The organism is Olsenella intestinalis (assembly GCF_023276655.1).
In the GTDB taxonomy this organism is placed as follows: domain Bacteria; phylum Actinomycetota; class Coriobacteriia; order Coriobacteriales; family Atopobiaceae; genus Olsenella_J; species Olsenella_J intestinalis.
Map to the genome: position 1 here is coordinate 512,924 of NZ_JALGRK010000002.1, position 20,615 is coordinate 533,538.

The window sequence follows — 20,615 nt, forward strand, 5'->3', positions numbered from 1 at the left end:
TGGACTCAGCCTTTCTGCGTCGGTGCGCCCTCGTCAGAGGACAGGTAACCGAGGCGCTCGAGCGCGTCGAGCGCCGCCGCGCTCTCGGACTCCTTCTTGGAGGGACCCTCTCCCCTGCCCTGGCGCTTGCCGTCGACGAGCACGACCGAGACGAAGGTGGGCTTGTGGGCCGGGCCCTCCTCGCCCTCGAGCTTGTACTCGGGCGCGCAGCGCATGTCGCGCTGGGTGACCTCCTGCAGGAGGGACTTGGGCGAGATGGGGCGCTCGGCGAGCTTGGGGGAGACGTGCGGGGCGAGCGTCCTCTGGACGAAGGCGTGGGTCTTCTCGAAGCCGGCGTCGAGGTACAGGGCGCCCACGACGGCCTCGTAGACGTTCTCGAGCGCGGAGTGCATGCCGCGCGAGCCCGTGCCCTTCTCGGACTCGCCGAAGATGATGAGCTCGCCGATGCCGAGGTCGCCCGCCACGACGGAGAGGGTCTTGCCGCTCACGAGCGAGATCTTCATGCGCGTGAGCTTGCCCTCGTCCATGGCGGGGAACTTCTCGAACAGGTCGGTCGCGACCATGGCGCCCAGGATCGAGTCGCCCAGGAACTCCAGGCGCTCGTAGGACGCCGAGACGGGCTGCCCCTCGACGGCCGAGGGGTGCGTGATCGCGGACGTGATGAGTTCCTTGTTGTCAAAGTGGTGGCCGCAGATCTCCTCGATCCTGGCGACCCTGTCGCGAACCTTCAAGCGCGGCTCCCTAGAGCTCGGCCGCGACGATGTCGACGGTCTGGCCGACCGTCTCGACGGACGCCATGTCGCCGCCGGCGGCGTTCTCGAGCGAGATGTCGAAGGCCTCCTCGAGGGCGACCATGATCTCGAGCTGGTCGAACGAGTCGGCCCCGAGGTCCTTCAGCGTGGTCTCCTCGGTGATCGTGAGGTCGTCGTTGCCAAGGGTCTCGCAGATGGCGGCCTTGACCTTCTCGAGAATCTCGTTGCGTTCCATGTGATGCTCCTTCAAGCGGTGTGCGCGCCGCGCGGGCGCGCCGTCGATTGCACAGCTAATTGTACCCGTCTAGGCGTCCTGGGAGATGTCCTCGGCGATTTTTCTCACAAGCTCGCCCCTAACGGCGGAGGCGCAGGCCAGCGTGCCGTGCATGACGGCGTCCTTCGAGGTCGCGCCATGCCCGATGAGCACGGGCGCCTTGAGGCCGAGCAGGAACGCGCCACCGTACTCGTCGCCGGAGAGCGACGCCGCGACGCCCTTGAGCGACTTCTTGAGGAGAAGAGCCCCGACCTTGGCCGCAAACGATGCGGCAACGGACTTCTTGACCTCCCCGAGGATGAACTTCGCGGTGCCCTCGAGGGTCTTGAGGGCGACGTTGCCGGAGAAGCCGTCAGTGACGATGACGTCGTGGACGCCGCGCAGGATGTCGGATCCCTCGCAGTTGCCGACGAACCAGTCGCCGGCCGCCTTGAGCGCCTCGTGCTCGGCCACGACGGCCTCGGAGCCCTTGGTGTCCTCGGTGCCGTTGGAGAGCAGCGCCACCTTGGGGTCCTCGACGCCGAGCGTCACGCGCGAGTAGGCGCGGCCCATCTGGGCGAACTGGACGATCATCTCGGGACGGACGTCGGCGTTGGCGCCCATGTCGAGGAAGACGGTGCTCCTGCCGGTCGAGCCGGGCACGGCACAGGCGATCGCGGGGCGCTTGATGCCGCGGATGCGGCCGACGCCGAGCGTGGCCGCCGCGAAGATCGCGCCGGTGGAGCCGGCGGAGAAGAAGCCGTCCGCCTCGCCGGCGCGGATGGCGGCGCAGCCGCGGACGATCGAGGAGTCCTTCTTGGCGCGCACGGCCTCCGCGGGGTGCTCGGCCATGCCGATGACCTCGGTGGTGACGAGCGCCTTGGCGCGGTCGTGCGACTCGCAGAACGGCACCACGACGTCCTCGTCACCCGCGACCAGGACGCTCAGGTCCGCGTCGCGGGAAAGCGCGGCCTCGATGCCGGAGAGAACAACGTCGGGGGTCTCGTCCCCGCCCATGGCGTCGACGCAAATGGTCGTCATTACTACCTCCAAAGACGAAAAAAGGAGACCGACCCCTGAAGGACCGGCCTCCCAGGCCACGTTTGTACGAAGCGACTACTCGGTGACGACGACCTCGCGGTCCTTGTAGTAGCCACAGTTGGGGCACACGTGATGCGGAAGCTTAGGAGCACCGCACTGGGGGCAAACGGAACGTGCCGACGCGGCGAGCTTGCTGTTGGCCGAACGGCGGGTGTGCGTGGCGCCGCGACCCTTCTTTTGCTTAGGAACTGCCATCTTGAACCTCTCTTAGACGTACGTACTGCCAGGCACTAAGCCCAGCCTGTCTACCTTCTTAAAGACACAAGAACGAACTATACCACGCGCCCATCGAAAATGCACGTTGCACGCACGCACCCGACAAATCACACAAACGCCGAGACGGCGAAGTCGGGACTAGTCGTCGAGCTCGAGGTTCTTCAGGACCGAGAAGGGGCTCTTGTCGAGCCTCTCCTGCTCGCGCTCGGCCTCGATCTGGGCGGCATGCCCGCAGTCGGCCTCGTTGAGGTTCTGCCCGCAGACCGGGCAGAGGCCCTTGCAGTCCTCCTGGCACAGCACGATGAACGGCGTGTCCATGAGAAGCGCGCTCTCGAGCGCCTCGGTCAGGTCGACGGTGCGGTCGGACGAGACGAGCGAGTAGTCCACCTCGTCCTCCCCGTCGCCGACCTCGAGGACCTCGTCCGGCTCCTTGAAGAGGAAGTACTCGTCGACCTCGCCCTTGACGTCGAACTCGGCGTCACCGAGGCAGCGGTCGCAGGAGCCCTTCACATGGGCGGAGATGATCCCGGTGGCGAGGATGCCCTCGCCGGCGTTGGTCAGGACGAGGTCATAGTCGACGCCCTCGGGAAGCGTGAAGGCACGCTCGCCGAGGTTGTAGCTCTTCTCGTCGAGGTGATCGGCGACCACGCGGGTGTCGCCGGGGTTCTCAAGGCGCTCGTCGAGCGCCACGACTACGCTCTGCATGGCGACTACCAGGGAACGTTGTTGGTCTGGTTGCGCGGGCCGGAGTTCTCGTTGAGGGTCTGGCGGACGCGGCTCACCGAGTTGGAGATGCTCTTGAGGTTGTCCTCGAGGTGCGAGAGGACCGTGTCGGCGTACTCCTCGGCGTTGTAGCGCGTGTCACGCTCGTACTGGGCGGCCTTGTCGCGGATGTCGTCGGCCTGCTGCTGGGCGAGACGCACGACCTCCTGGTCGCCGGCGAGGATCATCGCCTGCTGCTGCGCGTCTGCGACGATGGCGTCTGCCTGCATCTGCGCGCGCTCGAGCGTCTCGGCCTCCTCCTTCACGATACGACGGGCGTCGGAGAACTCCTGCGGGAAGACTCGACGGATCTCGTCCAGGATCTCGTAGATCTCCTGGGCGTCGACGATCTTCTTCCCGGCACCACCCGTAAACGGAGTCTTTCCCTCGCTCACGATCTGCTCGAGTTCGCCGACCAGGCTCTCGATTTCCTCACCCGGCTGCATGCGGGACTCCTTTCGCATAGTGGCGCGGTCCGGCCATTGTTCAACGTTGTTTGGATCGCATCGCGCATATGGTATCAGATTCGCCAGCATATGACCCATGAGGCGCCGTATGGCATGGGTGATTCGTCAAGAGCCCACGACCAGAGGTCGCGCGCGGCCGGTGCGCGGAGGGCTCGCCGGCGGGCGCGGGGCACCGTCGGGCTAGCGGGAGAAGTGCTCGGCCAGGCAGCGCGCGACGTTGGGCGGGACGAGGAACGACACGTCGGAGCCGAGCGACGCGAGCTCGCGCACGATCGACGACGAGACGTAGCCGAACTGCGGGCTCGACATGACGAACACGGACTCGACCTCGGGCGCCATGTGGTAGTTGAGGTCGGCCTGCTGCAGCTCGTACTCGAAGTCGGTCATGGCGCGCAGGCCCTTGACCACGCCGCCCGCGCCGACCTCCCTCACGAAGTCGACGAGCAGCCCCGAGAAGGGCCTCACGTCCACGCGCTCGGCGATGCCCTCCTCCACCAGCGCGTCCTCGACCATGCGCACGCGCTCGTCGAGCGTGAAGGTCGGCCCCGAGCCGTTCTTACCGACCGAGGCCGCCACGCCCACGGTCACGTGCGGAAAGAGCCTCCGCGCACGGCGGATGACGTCAAGGTGGCCGAAGGTCACGGGGTCGAAGGTGCCCGGAACGACGACGTGCTCGATTCTCTCGTCACTCATTGCTTACGCTCCCCTGGTCAGGATCTCGAAGGTGGTGATGCCGTGGCTCTTCTCGCGCGCCTGGGCGAAGCCGGGCACATCGAGCCCCGGCGCCTTGGAGTCGTGCTCGTAGAGGATGCGGGCGTCCTCGGCGAGAAGAGCGTTCGCGTCGAGGTCGGCGACCAACTCACAGACGCGCGACGCCTCCATCGCGTAGGGCGGGTCGAGCACGACGAGGCGAAACGGCGCGCCCGGGAGACGCCCGGACTTCGCGAGGCGGCATACGTCACCTGCGACGACGGCGGCACGCCCCTGCTCGCAGCCGAACGCGCGGCAGTTGCGCCTCACGCGCGCCACGGCCCCGCGGTCGCGGTCGACGAAGGTCGCGCGTGCCGCGCCGCGGCTCAGAAGCTCGAGCCCGATGGCCCCGGAGCCCGCAAAGGCGTCGAGCACCGAGACGTCCGCGAGGTCGAGCCCGAAGGCCGACAGAACCATCGACGCCATCGACTCGCGCGTCCTGTCCGTGGTGGGACGCGTGACGTCACGTCCCTCGGGCGCCTCAATGGGCCGCCCCCTCCACATGCCGCCAACGATCCTCAAAGCCTCTCAGCCTCCTCGAAGTAGATGCCAAAGCGGTCCCTCACCTCGTACGCGAGCGGGCGGAGCGCGGGCGAGACGAGCGCGGCGTCGCGCTCGAAGATCTGCTCGGCATCCGCATGGGCCCACTCGACGAGGTCCGCGTCCTGTGCGAGGTCCGAGACCGCAAGCGAGACCCCGCCGCTCTGACGATACCCCAAGATCTCGCCCTCGTGGCGCAGCCTCAGGTCGAGCTCCGCGAGCTCGAATCCGTCGGAGGTCTTCTCGAGCGCGGCGAGGCGCTTGCGCGCGGGCGTGCCCTTGCGCGCGGGGCACTCCAGAAAGACCGTGCCCGCCACGTCTCCCCTGCCCACGCGGCCGCGCAGCTGGTGCAGGGTCGCGAGGCCGAAGCGGTCGGCGTCGTGCACGAGCATGACGGTCGCTGCGGGCACGTCGACTCCGACCTCGACCACGGTGGTCGAGACGAGCACGTCGACCTCGCCCGCGCGGAAGCTCTCCATGACGCGCTCCTTCTCGGCGGCGGCCATGCGCCCGGTGAGGGCGGCCACGCGCAGGCCGGAGAGCGCGCTCTCCGAGAGCGCCTTGGCCGTGCGCGCGACGGAGTGCAGGTTGGACGACGTGGAGCGCGACGCCTCCGGCACGTCGTCGAGATGGCTGCCGTCGTCGGCGTCGTCGACGAGCGGGCAGATCACGTAGGCCTGCTGCCCCGCCGCGACGGCCTCGCGGATCGCGCCGTAGGCCAGGTCGCGGTTCTCGGGGGCGATGCAGGTCGTGGAAATGCCCGCGCCCGCACGCGGCCGCTTGCGGATGCGCGAGCAGCGCACGTCGCCGTAGAGCGAGAGCGCGAGCGTGCGCGGGATGGGCGTCGCGGTCATGGCGAGCAGGTCGGCGCCCGCGCCCTTGCGCTTGAGCGCCGCGCGCTGGTCGACGCCGAAGCGGTGCTGCTCGTCGATGACGACGAGGCTCAGCGTCGCGAAGGCGATGTCGTCGGAGAGGAGCGCCGTGGTTCCGAAGAGCACGCTCGTCTCGCCCGAGGCGAGCGACTGTGCGATGCGGGCGCGCTCGTCGGCGGCGGTCGCGCCGGTCACGAGCGCCCAGGTCACGCCCGCGGCCTCGAGCACGGGCCCGAGCTTCTCGGCGTACTGGCGCGCGAGAACCGAGGTCGGCGCCATCATCGCGGCCTGCGTGCCGGTGTCTGCGGCCGTGGCCAGCGCGAACGCGGCGACGGCGGTCTTGCCGGTGCCCACGTCGCCGAGGAGCAGCCGGCTCATGACGACGGGCGCGGCCATGTCGGCGAGGATCTCGTCTGCGGCCACCCGCTGCTCGTCCGTGAGCTCGAAGGGAAGCGCGCTCCCCAGCGCGCGCACGTGCTCGCCGTCGATCACGTGACGCGTGGGATCGCAGCCCTCGAGCTCGATGCGCCGGCGGGCGAGAAGAGCCACCTGCAGGCACAGCAGCTCGTCATAGGCAAGGCGGCGGCGTGCGCGCTCCTTGGAGGCGAGCGTCGTCGGGAAGTGGACCTCGCGTAGGGCGCGCGCCTCGCTCATGAGCTCGTGGCGCGCGACGAGGCGGACGGGAAGGAAGTCGCAGACGTCTCCGGCATCGGCGAGCGCCGCCGCGACGATGCGGCGCATCCAGGAGGCGCTCATGCCCTCGCTCACCGGGTGGACCGGGAGGATGCGCGCGTAGGATCCGCCGTCTGCGGCAGAGCCCAGCACCTCGTGGAAGGGCGCCTTGATCTGCTTGAAGCCGTAGGCGAAGTCGACCTTGCCCGAAAGCGCCACGAGGTCGCCCTGGGAGATCTGCTCGGCGATCCAGGGCTGGCGGAAGAACGTCGCCTGGATGACGCCCGTGTCGTCGAGCACGTAGACCTCGACGATCTGCATGCGGGGCTTGGGGCGCTTGAGCTTGACCCTGTCGACCCTGCCCACCACGGTGACCTCGCTTCCGACCTCGGCCATGCCGATGGGCACGACGTTGGAGAAGTCGAGGTAGCGGTGGGGCACATGCAGCAGGAGGTCGCGAACGCGCGTGACCTGCATGCGCTCGAGAGCAGTGCGCCTCGCGCCCGACACAAAGCGCAGGCGCGAGACGTCATCTGTTAGGGCGCGAGTGCGCGCAAGGCGCTCACTCACCTCTGGGGTTGTCGGGGAGCTCCCCACGGCCGGCGAGATCTCCTACTCGATGGAGAAGATGACCGGGTACAGGGGCTGCTCGCCGCGGTGCGAGTCGATCTCGAGGTCGGGCTGGGCCTCCTCGATGGCGGCGATCAGGTGCTGGAAGTCGTCGTCGGAGAGGTCAGAGCCGGCTAGGATCGTGAGGGTGTCGCCCTCCTCGTCGTCCTGCATGCGGTTGATGACCTCGACGGTGACCTTCTCGACGTCGTTGCCGACGACCTCGATCGAGCCGCCCATGATGCCCATGACGTCGCCCGAGTGGATGGGGCTGCCGTCGGCGGCGGAGGAGTCGCGCACGGCGGTGGTGACCTCGCCGTCACGGATCTGGCCGATGGCCTCGTTCATCTCGGCGACGTTGTCGTCGAGGGAGCCCTCGGCGTCAGCCACGAACATGGCCGAGAACGCCTGGAGCACGGTCTTGGTCGGGACGACGGCGCAGTCGCAGTCCTCGCAGGCACCCACGGCCGCCTCGGCCGCCATGCGGATGTTGCCGTTGTTGGGAAGGACGATGACCTTCTCGGCGTTGCACCTCTCGATGGCGTCGAGGATGTCGGCCGTCGAGGGGTTCATGGTCTGGCCGCCGGAGACGATGACGTCGACGCCGAGCGACTTGAGGATCTCGGCCTGGCCCTCGCCCGCGGCGACGGCGACAAATCCGATGCCCTCCTTGCGGGCGGCGGGGGCTGTGGGAGCCGCCTCGTCGTCCTTGTCCTGGCGGATGGACTCGGTGCGCTCCTGCGCCTCGAGGTCCATGTTGTGGACGTAGACGTTGAAGATCTGGCCGCGGTGCAGCATGTGACGGAGCACGCGGTCCGGCCTGTTGGTGTGGACGTGGATCTTGTAGTCCGGGTTGGAGCCGACGAGCAGCTCGCAGTCACCCATGGTCGAGAGGTACTTGAGGTTGGCGTCCTCGTCGAAGTTCGGGTCCTCGCAGTGGAAGAGGAACTCGGTGCAGTAGCGGAACTCGGAGCCCTCCCAGTCGTCGTTGATCTCGATGTCGACGACGTTGGCGACCTGCGCCTTGGCGTCACCGGAGTCGACGGTGGTCTTGAAGTCGGAGACCTCGCCGGCCTTGCCCTCGTAGGCGTTAACGAAGGCCTCGATGAACGTGGCCAGGCCGAAGGCGCCGGAGTCGACGACGCCGTTCTCCTTGAGGACGGGCAGCAGGTCCGGGGTGCGGGCGACGGACTCGTACGCCTCGACGACGATGGCGTCGAGCGCCTCCCGCGGGGTGACCTTCTCCCTCTCGAGCTGATCGGCCTTGGTGGAGATGTCCCTCAGCACGGTGAGGATCGTGCCCTCGACCGGCTTGCGGACCGCCTTGAAGGCGACCTTGACGCCGTTGCGCAGGGCGAAGGCGATGTCAGCCGTGGTGGCCTGGGCGCCGTCGGCGTTGACGAGGCCCTCGGCGACGCCGCGCAGGATCTGGCTCGTGATGACGCCGGAGTTGCCACGGGCGCCCATGAGCGAGCCGTGGGTAATGGCCTGGGCGATGTCCTCCATGGTGGCGTTCGCGGGGAGGGCCTGGACCTCCTTCACGACCGTGCCGAGGGTGAGCGACATGTTGGTGCCGGTGTCACCGTCGGGCACGGGGAAGACATTGAGCTTGTTGATCTCGTCGGCCTTGTCGGCGACGACCTGGGCTGCGACGGGGAAGCAGTTGCGGACAACGTTGGCAATCATTTCAGGAGAACCTCGAATCCTTTTCTCGTGGGAAAGTCGGAAGGGGGCCAGCTGATGCTAGCGGGTGCGGAGGGCGTCGATGTGAACGCACACGTCGACGTCGTCGAGCTCGGCGATCTGCTTGAGCACGAACTTGACCGAGCTCACCAGATTGTCGGAGACGGAAGAGATGTTGACCCCGCGCTCCACGACGACGTTGAGGTCGACGTTGACGCGGCCGTCGACGGAGGAGACGGTGATGCCCCTCCTGAGGCGGTACGTGGGGAGCAGGTGCGCGACGCCACCCTGCTCGTCGAGCACGGCCATGCCCACCACGCCGTAGCACTCGAGCGCGGCGTAGCCCGCAAGGTCTGCGATGCAGTCGTTCGAAACCCTGAGCGCGCCAGGGACGACAGTTGCCATGTGTTTCTCCTCTCACTCGGCTGCCCTCGCAGCCAGAGTCGAACTGCCTAACTATAGCATTGCACCCCGAGACGGGGCCGAAGACGCACATCAGTCCTTATATAAACACAGTCCGGCCCCGCCTGGCACCTCACTTCGAAGGACGTGGCGCCCCGACGCCGCAGACGGGCCGAAGACCAGCCGCGAGCAGGCGATCGCGACGCCGAGAAGAGCCACGGCGCTCGCCGCGCGACGACCTATATATGTTGCCCTCACGCGCTCGACGTCGTAACCCACGGATCGCATCTCCTGGAGCACGAAGCGCGCGCAGGAGAGCGAGACCGGCTCGAGGGGCGTGCCCGCGAGGCGGCTCTCGGCGAGGAGGGCCGCCGCCGCGGCAGCGCGAAGGCCATCTCCCTCCCCCACGCGCGTCCGCAGCATCCTGATGCCCGAGCGATTGGGCTCGCCATAGGCGCGCTCGAGGAGCGCCGCCGAGCCTGCGTCCACGGCGGCCTCCATGCGCGCCAGCGTCTCGGCGCGCAGCGCGACGGGGAGCGGCGACTCCACCCCGCCGAGCAGCCCTCCCACCACGACGGCGCGCACGATTGCGGCCGCGACGCCAAGCAAGGCGCACGCCCTCAGCGCGACGGCCGCCGCGCCCGCGAGTCCTCGCAGGCCAGAGGGAGTCCCCAGATCAAGCCGTCCGCCCATGTCGACCATCCCCCTTCGCGCCAAGGGAGGGCGAGCGCGCAGACGCGATGGCCCTCCGTGCCTGCTGCGCCCATCATCGCAGGCGCCCCGGACACAAAAACCGCCCCGCGCCGCTCGCCGAGGGCATCCCCCATCGCTACAAAACCTGCACAAGATGGGGCGTCTGGCGCTTGCATGGAGCCATCGCTGTGCTATATTTGGACGGCTTTGGAAATTGCGGGGCATCCGCGCCGCCCTTTGGAGGTCGTAATAATGTCGAAGGTTTGTGATATCTGCGGTAAGCACGCCGTTGCTGGTCGCTCCATCAGCCACTCCCACCGCACCGTCAACCGTACGTTTAAGCCCAACATCCAGCGCGTCACCGTCTTCGAGAACGGCAGGGCCGTCAAGAAGAACGTCTGCACCCGCTGCCTCAAGAGCGGCAAGGTCGCCCGCTCCGCCGAGCAGGCGTAAGCCTACCCGACGCATACAGCGCTTGGACGAGGAGCCCTTCGGGGCTCCTTTTTCATGCCGAGAAGAGCCAGGCCCTCGCGCCCGGCCTCACCACATAGGGAGGGTCGCCCCGTCTCGTGCGGGACGACCCTCCCTCCTATCGATCCATTTCGACGCGTCGGCGCGACCCCCAAAGAGGTCGTGGCAATCGCGACGGCCAGGCTACCTCAGGACGTAGACGGCCACGCACCCCTCGTGGCAGGTGACGCAGGCGTCGGCCGAGGCCACCCGGTTCGAGACGCCCTCGTCGGCGAGGGCCGCAAGCTCGGCGTGGTCGAGCTCCCAGACGCTCCCCCGCTCGGAGACCACGCTCTTCTCGGCAAGGGAGATCACCGAGAAGGTCGCGCCCGCAAGGCCCTCGAGGTGCCAGGAGTCGCGGCCGCCGGGCGAGAGGACGCGCAGCTCGAAGTCGTCCTCCACGACGCGGCAGGCAAGGTCGGCGTTGCGCGCGAGCAGGCCGAGCACGCCCAGTGCGTGGTCGGGCCGGCCACCGCTCACGCAGGTGAGGGTGAGCTCGGCCGGGGCGTGGCGGCGGGCCGCCTCGTGGCGGGCGCAGCCGATCGCGTAGGCGAGGTCGGTGGCGTACTTCTCGCTCGGGAGCGAGATCGTGCGCGCGGCCGCCTCGCGGGCCCAGGCGGCGTCCGCGTCCGCGGCCGAGTCGCAGTCGCCGCAGAAGACGTCGGGTGTGACGCCCGCGTCGCGAAGAGGCGCGGCGCCGGCGTCGGCCGCGATGACGTAGTCGGCCTCGGCCGCGAGGGTCGCGACGAGCTCGGAGGCGCTTCTCTGGGGAGAGCCGCCAACCACGAGGATGCGGCTCTTCTCGGCGGTGGGAGCGCCGTCCGCAGCGGGGGCGGTGGCGTCGGAGGCGCCGGCGTCGGAGGCGTCGGCGTAGTCGTCGAGGAGTGCGAAGGAGAGCTCGGGGTAGCCGTGGACGAGGAAGGTCGAGAAGGGCGCGACCTCCTGCGGCGTGCGGTCGCCGTGGGGGCTGAAGAGGCAGGCCGTGCGGAAGCCGGCGCCGGTCGCGCTCCTGAGGGAGAACGGGGCGTCCTCGAAGACCCAGGTCTCGGACGCGGGCGTGCCGAGGCGCTCGCGCGCCACGTGCCAGATGTCGGGATAGTCCTTGCTGCGGATCTCGCCGCCGGTCGAGAGGACGTCCTGGAAGTAGCCGCGGATGTTCTTGGCACGCAGGATGACCTCGAGCTCGGAGGCCGGCGTGGACGAGGCGACGACCATGGGCACGCCGTGGGCGCGCAGGTCGTCGAGGAAGACGAGGCAGCCGTCGAGCAGGTCGATGTCGCTCAGGTAGGCCTCGCGCATGTCGGCCTTGATCTCGGCCTCGAGGTCGTCGGTCGAGACGGAGGGCACGTGACGGTCGTGGAGCACCTCGCAGAGCTCCCGCAGGGGCAGCGACTCGGTCTCGACGAAGAACTGCTCGGCGTTGGGCACGCCGTAGCGCTCGAGCATGCGCACCGTGACGTCATGCCAGGCGGGCATTGAGTCGACGAGGGTCCCGTCGAAGTCGAAGATGGCACCTGAGATGGGCATCGCACTCCAATCGTCTTGCTGGCCCGAGGGGCCTCGCTGCTAGGCGTAGATTCCATGATAGCGACGCGCTTGCCTGCGCCAAGTGATAGATTACACGTCGTTGGACCACGGCGGCGCAGGCTGCGCCGCGCACATGCTATGGAGGACTCAATGGCACGTTACGACTACCGATGCACCTCGTGCGAGAACGTCTTCGAGGTCGAACATCGCATGAGCGAGCACCCCGAGGTGACCTGCCCCAAGTGCGGGAAGAAGGCCGAGCGCGTCTTCTCGACCTCGGGCATCGTCTTCTCGGGCTCGGGCTTCTACAACACCGACCAGCGCGACAAGAAGTAGCGCGAGTCGACGTATGCATGCGAGCGGGGGCGACCATTGGGCCGCCCCCGCTTTTCGTAGGCAGATGCGTTGTCGACGGGCTACACGCCGTACCAGGCGATGCCCTCGCCGCGCCAGCCGATGGTGCAGAGGTGGACGTGCTCGGCCTCGCTGGTCGTGAAGTTGTGCGCGCCGGAGGTCGCGAACGGGTTGTACTCGCGCCAGACCGGGACGGCCTCGTGCGGGTCGGAGAGCCAGCCCACGCCCTCGTAGCTCCAGCCCACGCCCACCAGGACGTCGCGCTCCCCCGCGCTCATGGTGTAGTGGTGGTCGCCCGCGTTGGGGTTGTAGAGGCGATAGACCGGCTCGCCGTCCGTCGACGGCGCCACCCAGCCCACGCCCTCGTAGTTCCAGCCTGCCTCGTCGACGGCGTCGCGCTCGTAGGCGCTAGCGGTGTAGAAATGCTCGCCGGAGTAGGGGTTGTAGAGGCGGTACATCGGAACGCCCGCAGGCGTCGGCTCCGGCACCTCGCTCCATTGGGCAAAGAGGACGTCGCCGCCGAGGGCCAACTCGAAGGCGTCGCCCGGGGCGTACGCGACGCCCGATCCGTCGGGCCTAGTGTTCCAGCCCACAAACTCGAACCCATCGCGGGCGAAGCCGGACGCCGAGACGAGAACGTGCTCCCCCTCGTGCCCAGGCTGGGGCTCAGTCGAGCCCGCCGTGGCACCGTTACCGTCGTAGCTCAGCTCTCCACGCGGATCCCACTGGGCGAAGAGGACGTCTTCGCCGGCCGTGAGCTCATAGGGGCTGCCGGGGGCATAGGCCTCGCCCGATCCGTCAGACGCCGTATTCCAGCCGATAAAGTCGTGATGAGCCCAAGTGAACCCACATGCCGGGACCGTGACCGACTCGCCGACGGCCCCCTCGGGAGATGGAGTCGAACCCGAGGCCAGCCGACTGTTGGGTTCGAGAGTGAGACTGTCGGCGAAGATATCAAAGGGAACGAGCTCCTCGAGACCGGTCCAATCCATGTCCTCGGGAACGCTTGCAAGAAGCAGGTATGACCCGGGCACTGAGGGACGCTCGGTCTCGAAGACAAGCTCACCCTCGGCCTGCCCCCCAAGGCCAACAGCCGCGTAGGCGAACGACACCTCGCCGTAGCGCGCGTCCCCCACAGGGTCGGACGCGGGCAGGCCATAGGTCCACGAGGAGATTGCGGGTGAGGTCACCCATTCGTTGCCTGCCTGGGCGATGACGCACTCGAGCGGAGTGTCGAGGACGAGGTCGGCATGGGTGTCGTCACCGACAAAGCGAACGTTTACGTAGAATGTGCCGGCATGCGTCTCCTGCGGCACATCACCGGACCACTCCGACCCGTCGATGGAGCACTCCATCCCCACACAGCCGTCAGGCAGCGCCGACGGTGAAATCACGAGGGAGTGCTTTTGCCCGTCGTAGGTCGCTTGAACGGGCTCGGGCGGATCCGTCAAAACGATGTCAAGCTTCGGCAGGGTGACCTCGGTGGACGCGGAGGCGTCCGAATGGTAGAGCGCGTCCGTCTCGACCGCGCGTGCGACGATGGAGACGGGCTTGCCTGGGGTGAGGCCCCCGAAGTCCACGATAGTCTCGCCCGGCGCGGGCTCGACCCAGCTCGCCCCGCCGTCAATGCTATAGGCCAGGCCGGGCTGAGCCGTGATCTGAACGCTCGTGGGCTCGACGCCCTCGATGGCGGGGCTTGCGGGGGCAGGCGCGATCCCCTTTGCAGCCACGGAGACCTCGGCGGCCTCGGAGGCGTCCTTGGGCCACGCGGCATCTGTGGCAGCAACCGCCGCGTATCGCACCTGATACGTACCCACGGAAAGACCGGTGACGGACGTCGCGCCCGTGGGAACCGCCTGCCAGGAGTCAGGCCATACACCGCCGTCACCGCGGCGACGCCATTCCATGCCATCGGTGACGCCAGTTATCGAGCCGTCGGAGTTGGTGATGGGCGCGCCTGACGCATCGCGCGCCACGTGGCCGTCCGCGCCCTCGAGGACCGGCGTGGGCGCCGTCGCGGAGAGCGTCGACGGCGCGTCCTGCTGCTCCGTCCAGTGGGCGTAGAGCGTGGCCTTGCCAGAGAGGCCCGTGACGTCGGCCGACAGCTTGTCGCCGGAGGTGGGAGCGACGCCCCAGAACCAGCCATCGAAGCGGTGGTGGTCCCAGGAGGGCTCGCGTGCCTCGACGTCCGAGCGAGACACGAGATACGTTCCGCCCGAGGCGTGTCCGAGCAGGTAGTCGCCAGCAACGGGCGCCTCTCCCCCGTTGGCGTCGAGGGCAACCATGGGCACGCTGAGGTTGTCGACGGAGACCACCATGGGCGCACGCACGGGCCCGCCCTCCGCGTCGTCCCAGTGCATCGGCGCGGGCGCGCCCGCGCTCCAGAGCACCTGCGAGCAGGGGAACTCCGCGCCGTCGACCACGTAGCCCACAACGCGGGCGCGGTAGCGCGACGGAATCCCCGTCGAGTTGTAGAGCCACACGGGCAGGCTGCCCGACGCCGCGCGGGAGCTCCCCTCCCCAACGACCGCGCAGCGCGTACCGGCACCCGAGGCCTGCTGGGAGACGACGGCGTAGTCGTCGTCGGGCGAGTCGTCGTCGGGCGCCCACAAGACCTTGACGTAGACGGCCTGAACGGCCGTGTGGCCGTCGGTGTCGGCGCCCGCGAGGCGAACCTCCCAGTCCCCGTCGAAGAAGCCCGTGACGGGCGCGAAGGAGACGGCGAAGTCGTCGCCCGACTGCGCGGCCACAAAGGAGGCAGACTCCACCTGAGCGGCGCTCTCGGGCGACTCGTCGACCGTGGGACGCAGCCCGAGCGCGTAGGTCGCGTGGGACGACAGGCCGTGCAGCTCGTAGGAGCCGACGGCCGCTGCCGCCCCATCGGGGGCAGACGACACCGCGACGGGGTAGCCCTCGACGGGGTCGTCGGAGCCGTCCGCGAAGAGGTAGAGGTTCGCCGCACGCGAGCGCTCGGTGGGCGTGTCGTTCACCGTGCCAGAGACCATCGTCGTCTCACCGGTGACGGGATCCTTCTGCGGGTAGAGGTACTCGTAGCTCCAGCGCACGGAGCCCGAGACACCATAGGTCACCTCGACCTGGGTGGCCGCCGACTCGACGTGGTTGTCGTCGGCCGCATGGCGCACGAGCACGTCACCCGCCGCAAGCCCCTCGATGACGCCCGACGCGGGGACGCTCGACCAGGTGGCACCCCCATCTGCCGACCACTCGGTGGGAACCGAGGCGTCGTGGCCCGAGATCGTGACCGTGCCCTGGCACGTGTCCTCGGCAGGCGACCCCTCGCGGTGTCGAACGCGCGACTCGGTCGTCGAGAGCGACGCAGCCGGAATGTCTGGCCAGGTCGCACGCGCGACCTCGAAGGGCACCTCGGTTGATAGACCCGCATAGTTCACGGTCTCGGCCACGGTCGCGCGCATCACGTAGGAGCCGGCGTCGGTGGGCGCCGTGGTCGACCAGGCGTCCGAGCCCGCGCGCGAATACTCCACGACCGGCTCGCCGGCGGACGAGAAGAGCGCGGCGGGCGCGCTTGCGACCACGGCCTCCCCGTCATAGGTCTTGGACGTCGCGGCAGGCTCGGTCGTCCAGGCGTTTTCGGCCTGCGCAACCTTGAGCACACCCTGGTCGACGGTGAGCGCGTAGTTGCCCGAACTACCGAGTCCCCGGGGGTAGACGGGATAGTCGCCCACGTGGGAGCCGGGCGCATAGGAGCAGTGGAGGTCGAGGGCGCCCGTTACAAAGCCCGAGGAGACCTCGTCCTCACCGGCGGCAAAGCCGGACCAGGTCGCGGTGTAGGTGGGTGCGGGGTCGCCGAATGCCACGCTCTTGTCGTCCACCGCAAGCGTGAGGGGGCGAGGCGAGATCTCGAAGCGCGTGGGCCTGCTGGTGGCCGCCGCCCAGTTGGGGTCCTCGTCAATCTGAGCGCGCACGTAGTAGGTGCCGGCGTCGGGATACGTGCCGCCAGCACCCGTGGGCAGCTCGTCGGAGAAGGGGCCGTCGGCGCTCTTCGACCAGGTGATGTGTGCCGAGGAGGCGCCGAAGCCCGCAGTGACGAGGGGAAGGTTGGTGGCGCCGCCGTACGTCCAAGAGTCGATGGCGACGGTGGCGGAGTTCTCGGCCTGTGCGACCGACCACGTGTGCGAGTTCTCTGGCAGGGCGTAGTTCCTGGCACGCTCGCCGGTCAGCGACGCGACGCTGACGGCATACGACCCCGCGTCGGTGGCGCTCGTTGTCCCCACGTAGCCTCCGATCGACACCTGGCCCGCGTCGGCCGCAAGGACGCCGGTGAGGGTGGCCCCGGCATAGTGGCGCGTCTCGCCGGTGTAGGCGGGGTTGGCCGACGACCATGAGAGCCCGACGGAGCGCGGGGTGACCTGGAGGACGCCGGCCTCGTAGGCGATGTCGTAGTCGGAGCTGGTCGCGCCCGAGGGGATGATGTAGTAGGTGCCGCGCGGCGAACTGGCAGAATAGGCGGCGCCCGAGCCATCGTCGCGCGAGGAGAACGCATAGGTCAGGGCATCGGTGCCTATCGAGGAGGCGTCGTCGTCTCCGGCAAAGCCCGACCACGTGACCCCCGCAGGCGCAGCGTCGTCGCCGTAGGCAACCGACGCGTCGTTGGCGCGGCAGACAAGCGGCGCGGGCGCAATGCTCACGACCGCCGACCCGCCCTTCGAGTCCTCCTGGTCGCCCGTCGCCACGAGCCACCACCACACCCTGGTGTCGCCCGCGTGCGAGGCGCGGGCGTCGTCCGGGTTGGTGCTGCCGACAGACGCATAGTTCTCCGCGGTGAGCTCCGTGAGCGCGTAGTAGACGGTGACCGTCGTGGTCCCGCGTGGGTTGGGTGTCACGGTGATGCCGTGCGCCGCGCCGTCGTAGGTGCCGGAGTAGCCGCTCACGTCGACCGAGACCTCGGTGGCTGGCACCACGGTGTAGGTGCCGGCAACAGTCGTGATCTCATAGTCAGCCGAGAAGAGCGTGCCCACGGAGATCTGATAGGTGCCTGCCGGTGAGGCGGCGCCGACGTTGCAGTCGAGGGTCACGCCCAGGTCGTCGTCACCATAGATGGCGCCCGAGGCTACCCGCCAGGTGAGCGGGACGGGCTCGTCTCCGTACGTCGAGCTCTTGTCGTCCGCCGCAATGGTCACGCGGGCGCGGGTGATCTGGAACTGGACGGTCACGGGCTCGGAGAGCGCGTAGTTCCCGCGTCCCGATACGGTTACCGTAGCGGTGCCCACATTGACGTTGTCAGCCCAAGCGAGGTCATAGTCTGTGTCGAGCGCGAGGACCGCGTCGTCTGCCGCGTCGCGCACCGCAGGCGTCGCCTCCTGGGCTGCGCCGTTGTAGGTGCGGTCGGCAAGCGCGCCGGCGCTCAGCTGGTTGGTCGCCCACTTGGCGTAGAGGGTGGTGTCGGAGGCGACTGCCACGGCCTCGCCCAACCCAAACTCCACGGGGCCTTCGGGCGTTGCCGACCAGCCAACAAGGTGGCAGGCGGAAGCCGCTGCGGTGACCGAACTGTCCCCGACCGTCGCCGTGAGCTGCGAGGGAAGGGTTACGGAGGCGTTGGCGCGCGTGGCTTGGAGCGTCGTGGTGACGCCGTCCGTGAGAGGCATCGACCCCTCGGGCAGGTTCGCGTAGTTTGCGTCGAGTGTCACGGAGGGAGCGCCGTCCTCGACATCCGAGGGGAGCGCGTCGGGCAGGGAGTTGCCGTAGACGGCAAAGAGGTCGGTGTTGGACGATATCACGAACGACTGGCCGACGATGCGGCTGGCGTTGCCGCGAACGAGCGACCAGCCCATGAAGGGCTGGGTCTGGCTCGCATCCTCCTGCTGCCCCGCAACCGTGACCGTGGCGCCATAGCGGTAGGTGGTGTCATCGACATGAGCTATCTCCGTGCCATCTGACTTGTGGTAGGTGACGTTGTAGAAGCCGCCCTTGACCCACTTGGCGTAGAGCGTCACATCCTGCGTGCCCACGGCGTCGGTGTAGAAGTTGCACGGGGTGCGGTAGTCCGGGTCCTTGTACCAGCCGCTGAAGGTATACTCGACCGATCCGACCTGTCGGATCGGATCGGGAGGGCGCGCTATGAGCGTGCCGCTCGGCACATCAGACAAGACCAACTTGGAGCCATCTTCGGAGGGGGTTCCGGACGGAGGATCGACAAACGTGCCCCCACGCGCGTCGAAAGTGACGTTGTAGGAATTGGAGACCCAGGCGGCGTACAGCGTCGTGGAGCCACCCGGCATCTTCGCTGACGAAAGGTCTATGGCGCTCGCCGCACTCTCGGGCTCGTTGGGGTGATGGGCCGCATAGTCGTCGGTGTACCATCCGGCGAAGCGCTGCGACTGGCCACCGACCATGCGCACCGTCTCGCTCGTGTAGCCAGGGTCGTTTGAGGAGAGGCTGGCGTTGTAGGCCACCTCACGGGTTGCCGTGCTCCCATACGAGCCCACGACGCCTTCCACATTGGCGAAGCTAAGGTCGAAGGAATTGCGGATGCAAAGGTAGTCGATGCAGTAGATGCCGTTCTCGAGATAGCCTTCGCACTTGTAGGACCCATAGTTCGTCGCCGAAGTCAGATCCTTGATGGTCGTCGTATATCGGCTCGATCCCATGTATATGAGGCCGGCAGTCCACACGGCAACGCCCTCGGCCGTGCGGGGCACCGTACTGGCCGTGACACCCGTGTAGCCCGACCTGAAGGCGCCGTCGGGATTCGTGAGCTCGAAGGTATAGGTGATACCCCCAAGCGTGACGTCCTTGGTGGGATTGGTGGGGGTCTCACCCGGCAGGACGTTGTGGTAGGCCCTGCTCCAACGCGTGCAGCTGTAGGTCTCCTTAAAACGTTTGTATGAGACCGTCAGCTTGTTGCCCATGACCCCATTGGGGAACGGCGCCTCCTCACCTAAGTGCCACCATGAGTTGCCCGTACTCGTCTTTCTCTCGTAGTTGTACGCATACGTGCTGGTGGATGCAGACTTGTTGATGAGCGCGGCGGAAGCCCACGTCGAGGAATCCTGTCCCCACTTGACCCAACCGGTCGTCTGGATGGTCGTCTTGTTGTCGGTGTCCTTGAAGACGTAGGTGTACACGTTGCGGGGCCAGTACACCTTGACGACCGTGGACCCATCGCCGCTCACGGTCTCATTGATGCCCTGGCGAAGCGCCTCGTGCGCCGCCGTCTCCTCGGCCGTGGCACGGTGATACTTGGTCGTCGTAGGGCCACCGTCATCGACGGGCTGGGCGGCCATGCCCGTCGTACCAGTGCAGAGCACTGTGCCAAAGACCTCAAACGCGCCCTCGCACGAAGTCCCACTGCCGTCCTCTATGAGGTGCATGACCGTGTAAGGCGTGTCAGACCGGGGCGTCCACTTTGCATAGAGGGTCGTGTCGACCGATATCGTGAGGTCGCCCTCGACCTTTGCGGTGCACTCGGGATCGGTGTACCAGCCTTCTAGCACATAGCCCAGACGCCACCCGCGATATCCTTCGGCAAAGGAATCCGTTGAAGGATCATAAGACGCGCCCGCGAGGCTCTTCTCGGTAGGGAGAAGATCCTGGGAGACCACACCCGTGCCGTCGCCGGCGTTCTGGACGAAGATGCTCGGCAACACGCCTCCGCCCGTGGTATCGAGCGTGACCCAGAAGCCATATTGGAGCTTGGGATAGAGATCCAGGGCAGTCGAGACGCCTTCGATGGTATCGTCTGCCGCCCAGCTGGCGAGGGGAGACGATTCGGCGCCTGCGCCAGTGGCATAGGCCTCCCATCCGACAAGGTCGACCTCACCGGCCTCGACGATGGGAACGTAGTTCTTTGACGCGCCTGCCAGCGACATCTTGTGCACGCCGCCATCAAGCCTCGTATAGCCGCTGAATGCGAAGATTGCGTCCTTGGCGCTGTCGGCCAAGCTCTCGGTGTGAGGATACTGGTGGAACCGTACGAGGTGCGCGTTGCCAAAGCTAGCGCGAACAACGACGTCACAGAGATTCGAGTCGTCAGGCGTGGCTGATGCAGCTGCAGCCATGGCTGCCAAGTCCGTGGCGGCAAGAGGACGTCCGAACAGGTCGGACACGTTGTAGTCACCTATCCCCCAGTGATGAAACGTCCGGTCTTGCCTGCACGAGGTCGGAGCGTCGGGGAACTCGATCGTGTCGCCGGCACGGACGATGCGCGTGGCAATGGCAACCTCCTGCCCCTCGACACCCGTTTCATCACAGACGAACCTAAGCTGAACGCGAAGGTCGGAAGATACCCCGACGGGAAACACCGCCGCGAGCGCAGGAATCGCAAGCAACGCGATTACGGCCGCAAGCAAAAGCGCGACGGGCACATGATGATGTCTGCGCTCGGACATACGCCCTCCCCCGACAGTAAGAATCTGTTGCGGCTGCAGGTACATTAAGTCTATCAGGGGAGGTGGCGCCCGCAGGCGCATCAGGG

Annotated in this window: 16 protein-coding genes; 2 read left to right on the forward strand and 14 right to left on the reverse strand. The window is 67.7% G+C overall.

Annotation, left to right across the window (positions count from 1 at the left end; all coding sequences use genetic code 11):
- Window positions 1-5 precede the first annotated feature (5 nt).
- The 12 genes from rnc to M5D76_RS07050 form a co-directional block, all read right to left on the reverse strand.
- Window positions 6-731 (reverse strand): ribonuclease III, encoded by a 726-nt coding sequence (gene rnc / locus M5D76_RS06995; RefSeq protein ID WP_248922672.1) that lies wholly within the window; start codon window positions 729-731, stop codon window positions 6-8.
- 10 nt (window positions 732-741) lie between these two features.
- Window positions 742-987, reverse strand: a complete 246-nt coding sequence (locus M5D76_RS07000) for an acyl carrier protein (protein ID WP_248922673.1) — start codon at window positions 985-987, stop codon at window positions 742-744.
- Window positions 988-1,056: 69 nt separating this feature from the next.
- Window positions 1,057-2,046 (reverse strand): phosphate acyltransferase PlsX, encoded by a 990-nt coding sequence (plsX, locus tag M5D76_RS07005; RefSeq protein ID WP_248922674.1) that lies wholly within the window; start codon window positions 2,044-2,046, stop codon window positions 1,057-1,059.
- Between the two features lie 75 nt (window positions 2,047-2,121).
- The gene (rpmF, locus tag M5D76_RS07010; protein ID WP_013251914.1) at window positions 2,122-2,301 is read right to left on the reverse strand and encodes a 50S ribosomal protein L32; all 180 of its coding nucleotides are present in this window, start codon (window positions 2,299-2,301) and stop codon (window positions 2,122-2,124) included.
- Window positions 2,302-2,460: 159 nt separating this feature from the next.
- On the reverse strand, window positions 2,461-3,027 hold the full coding sequence (locus M5D76_RS07015; RefSeq protein WP_248922675.1) for a YceD family protein: 567 nt from the start codon (window positions 3,025-3,027) through the stop codon (window positions 2,461-2,463).
- 5 nt (window positions 3,028-3,032) lie between these two features.
- Complete coding sequence (locus M5D76_RS07020) at window positions 3,033-3,530, reverse strand: ATPase (RefSeq protein ID WP_248922676.1); 498 nt, start codon at window positions 3,528-3,530, stop codon at window positions 3,033-3,035.
- A 201-nt stretch (window positions 3,531-3,731) separates the two neighbouring features.
- The gene (coaD, locus tag M5D76_RS07025; protein WP_248922677.1) at window positions 3,732-4,244 is read right to left on the reverse strand and encodes a pantetheine-phosphate adenylyltransferase; all 513 of its coding nucleotides are present in this window, start codon (window positions 4,242-4,244) and stop codon (window positions 3,732-3,734) included.
- Between the two features lie 3 nt (window positions 4,245-4,247).
- Window positions 4,248-4,823 (reverse strand): RsmD family RNA methyltransferase, encoded by a 576-nt coding sequence (locus M5D76_RS07030; protein WP_248922678.1) that lies wholly within the window; start codon window positions 4,821-4,823, stop codon window positions 4,248-4,250.
- Window positions 4,820-6,982 carry an ATP-dependent DNA helicase RecG gene (gene recG / locus M5D76_RS07035; protein WP_248922679.1) on the reverse strand — a complete coding sequence of 721 codons (2,163 nt, stop codon included), beginning with the start codon at window positions 6,980-6,982 and terminating at the stop codon, window positions 4,820-4,822. The genes M5D76_RS07030 and recG overlap by 4 nt, the downstream gene beginning before the upstream one ends.
- A gap of 15 nt (window positions 6,983-6,997) precedes the next feature.
- A complete protein-coding gene (locus tag M5D76_RS07040) occupies window positions 6,998-8,680 on the reverse strand; it encodes a DAK2 domain-containing protein (RefSeq protein ID WP_248922680.1) in 1,683 nt (560 codons plus the stop codon).
- Between the two features lie 57 nt (window positions 8,681-8,737).
- Complete coding sequence (locus M5D76_RS07045) at window positions 8,738-9,082, reverse strand: Asp23/Gls24 family envelope stress response protein (protein WP_248922681.1); 345 nt, start codon at window positions 9,080-9,082, stop codon at window positions 8,738-8,740.
- A gap of 90 nt (window positions 9,083-9,172) precedes the next feature.
- Complete coding sequence (locus M5D76_RS07050; RefSeq protein WP_248922682.1) at window positions 9,173-9,772, reverse strand: hypothetical protein; 600 nt, start codon at window positions 9,770-9,772, stop codon at window positions 9,173-9,175.
- Window positions 9,773-10,024: 252 nt separating this feature from the next.
- Between M5D76_RS07050 and rpmB the strand changes: the two genes are divergently transcribed.
- A complete protein-coding gene (gene rpmB / locus M5D76_RS07055) occupies window positions 10,025-10,225 on the forward strand; it encodes a 50S ribosomal protein L28 (protein ID WP_248922683.1) in 201 nt (66 codons plus the stop codon).
- Between the two features lie 201 nt (window positions 10,226-10,426).
- Here rpmB and M5D76_RS07060 read toward each other — a convergent pair whose 3' ends face one another.
- Window positions 10,427-11,809 (reverse strand): thiamine diphosphokinase, encoded by a 1,383-nt coding sequence (locus tag M5D76_RS07060; protein WP_248922684.1) that lies wholly within the window; start codon window positions 11,807-11,809, stop codon window positions 10,427-10,429.
- A gap of 150 nt (window positions 11,810-11,959) precedes the next feature.
- Between M5D76_RS07060 and M5D76_RS07065 the strand changes: the two genes are divergently transcribed.
- On the forward strand, window positions 11,960-12,145 hold the full coding sequence (locus M5D76_RS07065) for an FmdB family zinc ribbon protein (RefSeq protein ID WP_248922685.1): 186 nt from the start codon (window positions 11,960-11,962) through the stop codon (window positions 12,143-12,145).
- A gap of 80 nt (window positions 12,146-12,225) precedes the next feature.
- Here M5D76_RS07065 and M5D76_RS07070 read toward each other — a convergent pair whose 3' ends face one another.
- Window positions 12,226-20,082 (reverse strand): InlB B-repeat-containing protein, encoded by a 7,857-nt coding sequence (locus M5D76_RS07070; RefSeq protein ID WP_248922686.1) that lies wholly within the window; start codon window positions 20,080-20,082, stop codon window positions 12,226-12,228.
- Between the last annotated feature and the right edge of the window lie 533 nt (window positions 20,083-20,615).